This window comes from Saccharothrix sp. DSM 118769 (genome assembly GCF_052936295.1).
This window is the reverse complement of sequence record NZ_CP193627.1, coordinates 4,480,009-4,490,317: the sequence shown is the minus strand read 5'-3', so window position 1 is coordinate 4,490,317 and position 10,309 is coordinate 4,480,009. Positions and strand designations below refer to the sequence as shown.

14 protein-coding genes are annotated in these 10,309 nt (G+C 70.2%); 10 read left to right on the top strand and 4 right to left on the bottom strand.

The window, feature by feature from the left end:
* Positions 1–127 precede the first annotated feature (127 nt).
* Entirely contained in the window at positions 128–382 is a 255-nt protein-coding gene (locus ACRAKJ_RS19545; RefSeq protein WP_438920316.1) for an AfsR/SARP family transcriptional regulator, read from the bottom strand.
* Between the two features lie 11 nt (positions 383–393).
* On the opposite strand from ACRAKJ_RS19545, the gene ACRAKJ_RS19540 reads away from it, so the two are divergent.
* Positions 394–1,050, top strand: coding sequence for an MFS transporter (locus ACRAKJ_RS19540; protein ID WP_438920315.1), 657 nt, complete (start codon positions 394–396; stop codon positions 1,048–1,050).
* 372 nt (positions 1,051–1,422) lie between these two features.
* On the opposite strand, the gene ACRAKJ_RS19535 is transcribed toward ACRAKJ_RS19540, so the two are convergent.
* Positions 1,423–1,695, bottom strand: a complete 273-nt coding sequence (locus ACRAKJ_RS19535) for a hypothetical protein (protein ID WP_438920314.1) — start codon at positions 1,693–1,695, stop codon at positions 1,423–1,425.
* Positions 1,696–1,721: 26 nt separating this feature from the next.
* Here ACRAKJ_RS19535 and ACRAKJ_RS19530 point away from each other — a divergent pair, with 26 nt between their 5' ends.
* From ACRAKJ_RS19530 to ACRAKJ_RS19505, 6 genes are all read left to right on the top strand, one after another.
* On the top strand, positions 1,722–1,901 hold the full coding sequence (locus ACRAKJ_RS19530; RefSeq protein WP_438920313.1) for a hypothetical protein: 180 nt from the start codon (positions 1,722–1,724) through the stop codon (positions 1,899–1,901).
* A 173-nt stretch (positions 1,902–2,074) separates the two neighbouring features.
* Positions 2,075–2,722, top strand: coding sequence for a hypothetical protein (locus ACRAKJ_RS19525; RefSeq protein ID WP_447009068.1), 648 nt, complete (start codon positions 2,075–2,077; stop codon positions 2,720–2,722).
* A gap of 298 nt (positions 2,723–3,020) precedes the next feature.
* Positions 3,021–3,218 carry a hypothetical protein gene (locus ACRAKJ_RS19520; RefSeq protein ID WP_438926910.1) on the top strand — a complete coding sequence of 66 codons (198 nt, stop codon included), beginning with the start codon at positions 3,021–3,023 and terminating at the stop codon, positions 3,216–3,218.
* Positions 3,219–3,229: 11 nt separating this feature from the next.
* Positions 3,230–4,879 carry a hypothetical protein gene (locus ACRAKJ_RS19515; RefSeq protein ID WP_438926909.1) on the top strand — a complete coding sequence of 550 codons (1,650 nt, stop codon included), beginning with the start codon at positions 3,230–3,232 and terminating at the stop codon, positions 4,877–4,879.
* 504 nt (positions 4,880–5,383) lie between these two features.
* Positions 5,384–6,052: a cyclic nucleotide-binding domain-containing protein gene (locus ACRAKJ_RS19510; protein ID WP_438926908.1), complete on the top strand. Its 669-nt coding sequence runs from the start codon at positions 5,384–5,386 to the stop codon at positions 6,050–6,052.
* A 634-nt stretch (positions 6,053–6,686) separates the two neighbouring features.
* The gene (locus ACRAKJ_RS19505) at positions 6,687–7,151 is read left to right on the top strand and encodes a hypothetical protein (RefSeq protein WP_438926907.1); all 465 of its coding nucleotides are present in this window, start codon (positions 6,687–6,689) and stop codon (positions 7,149–7,151) included.
* A gap of 265 nt (positions 7,152–7,416) precedes the next feature.
* On the opposite strand, the gene ACRAKJ_RS19500 is transcribed toward ACRAKJ_RS19505, so the two are convergent.
* A complete protein-coding gene (locus ACRAKJ_RS19500; RefSeq protein WP_438926906.1) occupies positions 7,417–8,070 on the bottom strand; it encodes a hypothetical protein in 654 nt (217 codons plus the stop codon).
* Positions 8,071–8,250: 180 nt separating this feature from the next.
* Positions 8,251–8,508 carry a hypothetical protein gene (locus ACRAKJ_RS19495; protein ID WP_447009067.1) on the bottom strand — a complete coding sequence of 86 codons (258 nt, stop codon included), beginning with the start codon at positions 8,506–8,508 and terminating at the stop codon, positions 8,251–8,253.
* Positions 8,509–8,567: 59 nt separating this feature from the next.
* Between ACRAKJ_RS19495 and ACRAKJ_RS19490 the strand changes: the two genes are divergently transcribed.
* The 3 genes from ACRAKJ_RS19490 (at position 8,568) to ACRAKJ_RS19480 (ending at position 10,279) form a co-directional block, all read left to right on the top strand.
* Positions 8,568–9,194 carry a TetR/AcrR family transcriptional regulator gene (locus tag ACRAKJ_RS19490; protein WP_447009066.1) on the top strand — a complete coding sequence of 209 codons (627 nt, stop codon included), beginning with the start codon at positions 8,568–8,570 and terminating at the stop codon, positions 9,192–9,194.
* Between the two features lie 412 nt (positions 9,195–9,606).
* Entirely contained in the window at positions 9,607–9,891 is a 285-nt protein-coding gene (locus tag ACRAKJ_RS19485; protein ID WP_447009065.1) for a hypothetical protein, read from the top strand.
* 112 nt (positions 9,892–10,003) lie between these two features.
* Positions 10,004–10,279 carry a hypothetical protein gene (locus ACRAKJ_RS19480; protein ID WP_438919754.1) on the top strand — a complete coding sequence of 92 codons (276 nt, stop codon included), beginning with the start codon at positions 10,004–10,006 and terminating at the stop codon, positions 10,277–10,279.
* Positions 10,280–10,309 lie beyond the last annotated feature (30 nt).

Sequence of the window (10,309 nt, the reverse complement as noted above, 5' to 3'; positions counted from 1 at the left end):
GCCGAAAGCACACATCCCGATACAGAGGCACACTAAACGAGCATTGCTCATAAAATGAGTCGGGCGGACTACGTCGGTCGTAGTCCGATCACGCACCGACTACGCGCATTCTCGCCGGCAGGAGCTTTCAGGCACCAGTCAACCGGGCGAAGGTCCCAGCGCCGCGCAGCCGGGACAGGTAGCTATGCAAGACGGTACGGGCGCGCAGCGGCGGGTTCTCGCCCCAGACCCGGTCGACCAGGCGGTCGACTGGCACGACCCGGTCGGCGTCGACCAGCAGGGCCACCAGGACACAGCGCTGCCGGGAAGGGCCCGGGTCCACCGGCTCGCCGTTGACCCGGACCTCCAGGTCGCCGAGGAACCGGAATTCGAGCCGGGACACCGCCACCATCCTTGTCCATCCCCGGCACTGGAGTAGCGCATCCCGCCGGGGGAAATCAAGGCTTACCCGGCATTCGCGCACGTCCGGTCGGCCACGGAGTCGGCGACGCTGCGGGCAAGCGGTGCCTCGTCGGCTACCGGCCATGTCGTGCACCTACATCATCGGCGAAGCACTCGCCGCCCCCCTACGCGGCCCACCTCAACGGCGGGCCGGTCGCGGTCGGCATGCTCTTCGCCGCCTACTCCATCGGCGCCGCAGCAGCCTCCCTCGCCGTCGCCGCCCTGCCCGACCCCCTTCAGCACCGGCTCATGCCACTGCTGGCCAGCGGCACCGGCGTGCCACTCCCCGATTGTCTGGCCGACCCACCACTACCGGTGGTCGTGGCGTTGTTCGCCCTCTCTGGCGCTGCTTCCGGCTATCACGTCGTGGCCAACCCCAGCTTTATGCTGCGCGCACCCGACACGCACCGAGGCCAAACCGTCGGCTTCGCCATCACCACCATGCAGGCCACCCAAGGCGCAGGTGTTGCCCCCGGCGGCTTGGCCACCGAAGTCCTGGCACCGCATCTCACTACCGCCGCCGCCGGAGCCGTCGGCGTCCTGGCGGCAACAGCCCTGGCAACACGGTGGCGAGCACTCCACCACCCGGACATGACCTCGCCGGCATGAATCCCGGCTACCACGAGTAGCGCCGGATGCCGCGATGCGAGGGCGTAGGTCTGTCGAATCAATTCGACCGCTCACAACCTCGTCGGTGGGGCGTGCACACTCTGCGGCACCGCAGGCCGGTGGAGCAAGCCACGAAAAGATGTGGCTTGCTCCACCGGCCCGACGGCACCGCCTGGCGAGTGCGCCCCACCGACAAGGTGGCTTCACCGACCGGTCTGTCCACATCACGTGAATATCGGATGATCCGGGAAGGTCGACCGTCCGACTCGCCGGACCAGCGGCCATGAGCCATCGAATCGCGTCAACCGGGCATTCCGTATCCACCTCACCCGGAGAAAATCCGTGTCGCCCACACAGTCCGCCAGGATCGCCTCACCCGACATCATCGAATCCATTACCGCCGTCGTCGACTACAACTGGGCCGCCGAGCAGGCCGACTACCAGGAGCAGGAGCCGGAGAGCCGTTCGGGTCACGTCTTCGAGGCTCTGACCGTCCTTCGAGAGTGGCTCAACGCGCCTGCCAATCTCATCATGCTCCAGGAGACCGTAGGCACCGACCAGGTGCGCATGCGCTACACCCTGGTCCGCTTCTACCGCCGCAGCGACTACACCATCTTCCGGGTCCGCATCGAGCGCAACAGCCACCAACGGCAGTCCTTCGCCGTGGCCAGGTGCTCACCGCCTCCCGCGAGTGGTCGAACGTCGTGGACAACGACCCGTCGCACCGGCACGACAGCACCTCGCTGTACGGCGACAAGGGCACCGGCACCCACTCCGAGCCCGGCTTCGACACGCTGCGCCGCCTCACCGACGCCTTGGCCTGCGAGGCGGCGTTGATCGTTCCCACGTGACCGATGCCACGCGGCCGACTGCCGCATCACCGTCTGATCGTGCAGTCCGCGCACGACACAGCGGATCTTCACCCCCCTTGCCTCGCGACGCCCGGCGCTTCGGCGGGGCCGCCGCGCACGCTGCACCCCCCACCGGGTCGAACGGCAAAGCCACTGGAAGGACACCTGCGGGTTTGCCCCTTCTCCGGTCATCGGCGCCGGGCGAGCGCATCCCGCCGAACCGCAGACGCGGCACGCACGACCCAAGCGGATCTGTCGATCAAGCGCTTCGGGTACTGCCGCTGGATCACAGCAGTCAAGGAGAACCCCACATGAGCGCGGAAATCTTCATCACCTACACCGAAGGCACGGACGTGCAGGCCGCGTTCCGGTCGGCCGTCGAGCAGGCTCAGTACGACCACGGCCACGCCGGCGGCACCGGAACGATCGCCGAGAAGGACGACTACATCGTCATCGACGACACCCCACAGCCGGAACGCGACGCCGAAGCCCTGGCGCGCACCCTGATCGAGAACAGGGACAGCAGGATCGACAACCCCTGGGGACCGGCCGGTGCCCTCGCCGTGCGCGACGGCCTGCGCACCCTGACCGGTCTCCCCGTTCCCACCCGCGCCGACGGCTACCCGGATGAGAGGACGACGGCACTGACCGCGATCGAGGGTTGTCTCGCCGACGGTGAAGACGTCGGCGAGACAACCCTCGACCTGTACCGCCCCCGGCGGGACGGTATCGACGTCGACGAGCGCACCACCGCCACCGTCACCACCGTCGGATCGCCCGAGTTGACCGGCTGGCTGTTCTTCGGTTGGGCCGACGCCTGAACAGCACCGCGCCGGAAGGCCCATGACCGGGTCCTGGCTCCGCTGGCGTGCTCGAGGTGGTGTACCGCCGTCCGGCCCGGTGTGCGCCGCCCAGCGTGCACCGCAGGGGTCGGGGTGTCCAGCAGAAAAGCGCTGGACACCCCGACCCCTTTGCGGAGCATCGCGGCGGGCGCACCACCGGCCCCAGCCGGCGGCCACCATCCCCTCCTGGGGCGTCGCTTTCTTTCTGCATCAACGCATTCCGTATTCGCATCAGGGCCCCGCCATGCCCGCACAACCTTGATTGGGAGCTTCCACGATGACCGTGAACGCTGTCGCCGAGCGCGACACCACCGACGACTCCGCTCCTGCGGACTCCACCACCATCGACGCCACGGGCATCGCCGAGGCGCCGGGTATCGGCGTCGAGCCGGCCTACCCGTACCTCAAGCGTGGGGTCGACCGCGCACGCTGCGCGCGGAGGGCAACACCCGCCAGGTCGGGGACATCCGCGTAACGCGGCCCGAGTTGGTGACGTCGGTCGCCGAGCACGGCTTGAACCCGATGGTGTCGATCGTCAACGTCGCCCCGGACCCGCGCGATGGTGTGCTGCGGGTGCTGGTGGGGTTCCACCGCACCGCCGCCGCGGTCGCGGTCAAGGAGCTGGAGAACCCAGGGCTGCTCATCGACGTCCTGGTTCACGCGCCCGGCACGACCCGGGACGTGCTGGTGGCCCAGGGCATCGAGAACATCCACCGCGAGGGCTACACCCAGGCCGAGGAAGCCGGGCTCTACGAGCAGCTTTCGCTGACCGGCATGGACACCGACGAGATCGCGCGGACGCTGTCGCGCAAGGTCGAGCGCGTCAAGGCCGGTCTCGCGGTCGCGTCTAACCCTCGCACGCGGGCCGCCAGCGAGGCCCTGCCCGACACCGACCTGCTGACCATGGCGCAGCTGGCGGAGTTCGACGGCGACGAGCAGGCCCACCAGAGGCTGCTGGAGGTCCTCACCCGCGATCCGCGCAACGTCGAGTGGACTCTCGGGCAGCTGCGGCGCGAGCGCGCGCAGCGCGCCGCCCTGGACGGGCAGATCACGCGATTCACCGAGCTCGGCTACACGGTCGTCGACACCGGGAGCGACCTGCCCGAGGAGATCGCGTCCCTGGACGAGCTGTGCGACAGCGAGACCGGCACCCCGCTCGCCCCGGACAGGCACACCGACTGCCCGGGACGTGCGGTCGCCGTCTGGGTCGACCGCGACCTGACGGTCGAGGTCACGCACTTCTGCGTGGAGTTCACGCGGCACGGGCACCACACCATCGCCTCGGTGAGGATCGCGCAGGCACAGGAGCGCCTGCGGGCCGACGGTGTTCCGGTCGTCGACCCGGACTCCGACGGCGTGGCCTACCTGGACGAGTTGCTCGCCGACGAGCACGCCGAACGCACCCTTACCGCCGAGGAGCACGCCGGCTGCCCCGGCCACGCGGCCTGCGTCGAGCACGAGCACGATCGGCCTGAGCCGCACGTTCACTACCTCTGCGCCGACTACAGCGCCCATGGTCACGTCCTGCGCACCGCCCGGACGACACAGCCGTCGCCCGACAGCGCCTTCAAGGCCGGCGAGCGCAAGCGCGCGGAGGAGAACAACAAGCAGTGGCGTGACGCCAAGACCGACCGTCGGGCGTGGCTGAGCACGTACTTCGCCGAGCGCATGAACCCCAGGCTCAAGGCCAAGGACCTCCTGCTGCCGGCGCGCGTGCACCACTGGCTCGCGCTGGCCGACGTGCTGGCCGGCGACTACCTCAGCGACGCGGCCCCGCTGCACCGTTACGCCTGCACGCTGCTCGCGCTGGACGAACCGAAGGACCACCGGCGGGAACAGCACCCGATCACGGCACAGCTGCGCAGGAAGAGCACCACCGAGCCGCGGGCCGTGCTGATCCGCCTCGCCCTGGTCGTCGGTGCCTGCGAGGAGCACTGGGACCTCGCCTACACCGACAAGAACGCCGATTCCAGCTGGCGGCGCCCCAGCGAGGACACCCGCTTCTACTTCACCCTGCTCGCCGCGTTGGGCTACCCGCTCTCCCACGTCGAGCAGCTGGTCAACAACCCCGAGCTGGACCACGAGAAGTGGCCCCACCTCGTCACCGCCGACAACCGGGACGCCCTGGTGGCGTGACCGCCCGCCGCGTGTACCGGTCAGGCCCGCGCCGATCCTCCGGTGCGGGCCTAACCGCGTTCGCGGCACCTTCCGGCCGTTCGCGCAAGAAGGCTCGTCCACGGCCGGCTGTCCGACTACGACCTCGGCCGTGCACGCGGCCGGGCCGACTACCGCACCGGCGCACCACCGCCGCCTTCGCACTGGTCGTCGCACCGGCGCAGGCATCATCTCGACGCACCGACCGACCCGGGGTGTCCACACGACGAGCGCACACCCGCACGTCAGCACGTCAGATCAGCGCCCGGCACCTTCGGCGCGACACCGACCGGCACATCTCACCCGTCCCGTAACGAGTCATCCACCGAGCAGCGTCCACCACAGGTCCTCCGACCCGGTGCACGGGGACGTGCTCAGCCCAGCACACCGTCGTCGACCGGCACAGCACACCTCGTCGTGCCGGTCGACGGCGGTGCGCCTCGCCCGCGCGTCCACGCGCATCCCGACCGAACCCGGAGCCGCACGATGTCCACCACCCGACCCGCCACCCACCTGTCCGCCGAAGACCCGGTGCGGGCCGCCATCGAAGCCGCCGACAACCCCGTCGTCTTCCCCCGTGCTCACGCGATCTTCACCGAAGGCGAACCGGGAGACCGGCTCTACCTCATCCGGACCGGCAAGGTGAAGACCAGCCGCAGGGCACCCAACGGCCGCGAGCACCTGCTCGCCCTGCACGGACCGACCGACCTGTTCGGTGAGCTGTCCGTCTTCGACCCCGGCCCGCGCACCTGCACCGCCACCACCCTCACCGAGGTCCACGCGCTGAGCATCGACCGCCCCGCCCTGCGGCAGTGGATCACCCACCAGCCTGAACTCACCGAGCACCTGCTGCGGAATCTGGCGCGCAGGCTGCGCCGGACCAACTCGATGCTCACCGACGTGGTCACCAACGACGCGCCCGGCCGGGTGGCCAAGGTTTTGCTCCAGCTCGCCCAGCGCTTCGGCAGCCAGGACGGCGGCCTGCTCCAGGTCACCCACGACCTGCGACAGGAAGAACTCGCGCAACTGGTCGGCGCGACACGCGAGACGGTGAACAAGGTCCTGGCCGACTTCGCCCACCGCGGCATGTTGCGGCTGGAGGGCAGGACCGTGCTCATCCTCGACCCGCAACGCCTCGCGCGACGAACGCGTTGACCGCCCTCGGCGCCACGCAACACCACGGGATCCGCTCCGTCCACCGTGCGGCCTCCGCCACCCACCTGCTCCACCAAGGGGTTCGCCAGCAGATCGACCGGTTTGGTGTGGGCCCGAAGACTGGTCGGTCGAGCACGCGATCACACCGCCGCCTGCCGGCGCGGGGGTGGCGTCACGAACGGCGTCGACGAGTCGGTCGCCAACGCCGCGGTGGCGGCCGAGGTGCTCGACGCCGTGCCGCCGCCGGCCGAGGTGTCCGCACGGCGCGGGCCCGTCCACGCGCCGCCACATCGAGCAGGCGCCGGCCTTGCGCCGGGTGCCCGCCGCATCGGCGTCGCAGCCGGACACCTGAACAGCAGGGACGTCGCCCCCGTGGTGTGCCGTCCCGGGGGCGGTGGGGCGTGCGCACTCTGCCCCGGCCGCGGGGAGGGGGCAAGCCCTCAACAGCGGGGCTTGCCCCCCTTCCCCGCAGCCGGGGACCGGCGAGCGCGCCCCACCGCCCCGGTGGGGCGGCACACCATCCGGTGACCGGGCGGATCGATCCGATCGAAACACCCACAACATCGATTCCGGATCACGATCCACCCATTTTCAACTGCACCGGGTGCGCCCTCTTCTCCGAAAAGGTGGCGTCATGTCCGCATGGACTGTCGAGAACGGCCACATCGACATTCTCGTGAACGCGATGGCTCAACTCGACATCGTTCCGAAAGACCTCGGAGCCGACGGGTTTCGGACGCTCGGCCAGAAGCTCTGGCACGAGAACCACACGTCGGTGAACCACCGGTACAGCGAGCGCACTCCCACACCCCGGTACCGGCTGCACACCACCGAGGCCGACCTCGACCCGATCCTGCTCCTCCGGGCCGTCGACTGCTACACCTACCAGAGCTGCGAGCACCCGGGCTGGGAGGACAGCGAGGCCCACGCCCTCACCCGTCGCCTCCACGCCGCCGTCCTCGACGGCAACCCCGGCCTCGCGGAAGTCGTACGCACCCCGATCGGCCTCCGGCGCAGGTACACCACCCTGGCCGCCTACAGGGGTGCACCGTGGGGGTTCGACTCGCTCGACCAAGCCGTGCCGGTCGATTCCCGGTAGTGCTCGACGCACCTGCACACGAGTAACGACACTCCACGCCGTTTATCGTCAACTCCCCCACACGGACGCGTCGCGGCAGCGGAATGCCGTTACAACCAGTCACCCTGAAAGGCCCGGTTCTCCCGTCTGCACAGGCAAGAGAACCGGGCCTTTCCCGTGCTGCCCGGAGAGCACTCCTGCGACGTGCTCCGGCGCTACATGCACCACTCGTGCCGTTCGAACCAGCAAAGGCCCACACCATGTCCGCCCAGGCCGCCGGGCCGTTCTATGCGGCGGCGACGGTGGCGGCCCGGCAGGGCGGGGGATCGGGGTCGGCGTGCGCGGCGGTCGCGCGGGCCTGCTCACAAGCCTGATCGCGTCGCGTCGCGTCGCTTCGCGGCCGACCGGTGCCGCGGCCGTGCCACCCGTCGGCCGGGTGGTCCCGGCCCAGCAACTCCAGCAGCACCGGGAGCAGTTCGGCGTCGCCGCGCGGGGTCAGGCCGGTGTCACGGGCACGGGCGAGCAGCTCCACGACCCGGGCATCGCCGAACCTCGGCACCTCGTCCTTGGGCGGAAGATCGGTCCACCACGGCTCGTGCCAGGCGTGCTCGTCGGAGTCCTGGAACCAGACGACCCTGCGGTCACGGGGATAGCGTCGCACCACCCAGGTTCCGCGGTGGACACCGCCGCGCCCCGAGCGGCCCTCGCGGTGGTCGTCCAGGACAGGGCCGTCGTACCAAAGGCCCTTCACCTTCACCTGGCGCCGGCTGTGGATCCGGACGCGGCGCGTGGGCAGCAGCAGGTAGTACAGCTCCGCCGGCGGGAACCGCAGCACGACCCCGCCCTGCGTCATCGACGCCGCGAACAACGTGTTCGGGCTGTGCGCGCCGCCCGGATCCCGCGCCGGGGCGTGCCCGCCCAACCGGCGGTTCTGCCACATCCGTTTACCGACCGGCGATGCCCGGATTGCGCCTCTGACCTACACCGAAGCGGTGCTTACATGTCCGTCATGGTGCTCGCACCGATCACGATCGCCTGTTGAGGGGATCTTGCGAGGGGCCTGTCGCGGACTGACTGCGATGCGCCAACATCCGCACATGCCGATGAGCGAGGGCCTTCGTCACTGATCGGCGGGCTCGTCGGGGCGCCGCGGCAGGGGCAACGGCGGGTCGCCTGGTGAGGGTGTCTGCGGAGTCCGCTCGGCCTCCGCCCGGACCTCGATGCTCGTCCTGTGGGCGATCGGGTCCCAGATCTCCTGGAACGGCGACATGAGCGACTGCCCTCCGCCGCTGCGGCGGGCACGCACGGCGTACCAGGCGAACCCGGTCAGGCTCAGGGGCAAGCTCAGCAGCGACGCCACCACACCGAGGAGCTCCATGCACCGAGCATAGAGTAACATCGCGTTTCCAGAAACGTTCCGTTACCGAATGGTGGGCGATGGTCAGGTTGACGCGGGCGGAGCAGCAGCGACGCACCCACCAACAGCTGTTGGCAGCCGGACGGCAGGTGTTCCTGCGACGCGGCTTCATCGCCGCGACGGTCGAGGAGATCGCCGCCGACGCCGGCTACACCCGCGGCGCCGTCTACAAGCACTTCGGCGGCAAGGAAGGGCTGTGGCTGGCGATCGTCGAAGCCGACGCGGACACCCACCTGCGCGGACTGCGCGACGCCCTCGCCCGCGCCACCGACCGCGACGACCTGATCGCCGCCCTCACCTTCCTCGACCCGACCGGCGAAGACGCGGCGAAGTGGAGCGCCGCGGCCGCGGAAGTGCTCGCCGCGACGGCGCAGCAACCCGACACCGCCCCCTTGATCGCCGCCGTCCAGCAACGTCACGACGAGGAAGTCGTCTCCCTGCTCACCGAGCACACCCGACGCCTGGGGCTCACCCCCGCGATGCCCCTGCACCAAGCGGTCGTCATGCTGGGCGCACTGGGGATCGGACTGGCCCTGCGTCACACGATCGCCCCGCCCCCCGACTCCGCCGCCATCCTCACCCACGTGCTGGGAACGGTCTTCCCCACACCCGCGCGCCCGCCCGGGCAAGCCTCGGCGGGCCGTTGACGGCGAACCGCGGCCTCGGACCCGACCGGGTGTCCGTCCGCGGACCCGCTCCACCCACACGGGTGTGCGGATGCCGTGCGGCCGCCACCGATCCGGCGAGACGACCCACCGGACCGCGGCCCGGAGTCGCGCGAGGAGCCCGGCACCCGCAAGGCGCAGTCGGACCGCATCGTCGGACGCGCGGCACGGACACCGGCCGCCCGACCATCCCGCTCTGCGCCGAACGCCTCGACGAACGCCCGCTCCGTCCGACGGCAGCGCAGGTCCAGGTGCGCCGTCCGTGACCCGTCCCGTCGGTCAACCGTCCCGGGCGAGTGCGGCGACCACACCGTCGACGACGCCGCGGGAGAACTCGCTGTCGTCCTCCGACGTGGTTGGGTTCTTCGCCGACGTCCGGAAGTTCGAGAGCTACGTGGACGACTGGGCGCAGGAGTTCGGCGAGCAACTGCTGGTCGAGGCCAGCGCCGGCCGCAACCGGCACGCCGTGGCGTTCGACATGCGCGCCCGCGTGCAGGAGTTCACCCAGGCCACCCGTCGCGCGCTGGTCGACATTCGCGGCCGGACGCTGACCCACGACGGTGACCGGCGGTTGCGTCGCCACGCTCTCAACCCACGCCGCGCGCTCGACCGCTACGGCACGTCGGTGGCCGAGGAAGGCCGGGATCGCCGAACAAGATCGACCTGTTGGTGTGCCTGATCGTGGCCCGTCATGAAGGCCCTGCACCGTCACCACGCAGGCGACGTCGACCGCCTCGTGCGGGCACTGCTGAGCCACGACTGGGAGTCGGTCAACCCGTGGGCGGCCGGCTATGAACTCGACACCGGCCAGCACCCCCTTCACGCCGAAGCACATCACGCCATACCGCAGGATCGGATACCGCCTCGCCGAGGCTGTCTCGCAGCCGATCACCGGCCGCCTGGGCGAGAAGCCCGACCCCGACCACCGGTGGCTCTACCTGTTCGACACGGCCGGGCTGCGTGTGCTGTGCAACCAGCACGACCACCGGTGGTTGCGGCTGTACGACTTCACCACCACCGACCTTGCAGACCTCGATCCGGCGCAGCTCACGGCCTTGGATGCGTGATGTGCGCAGTGATCGCAAGTCTCGTCCTGT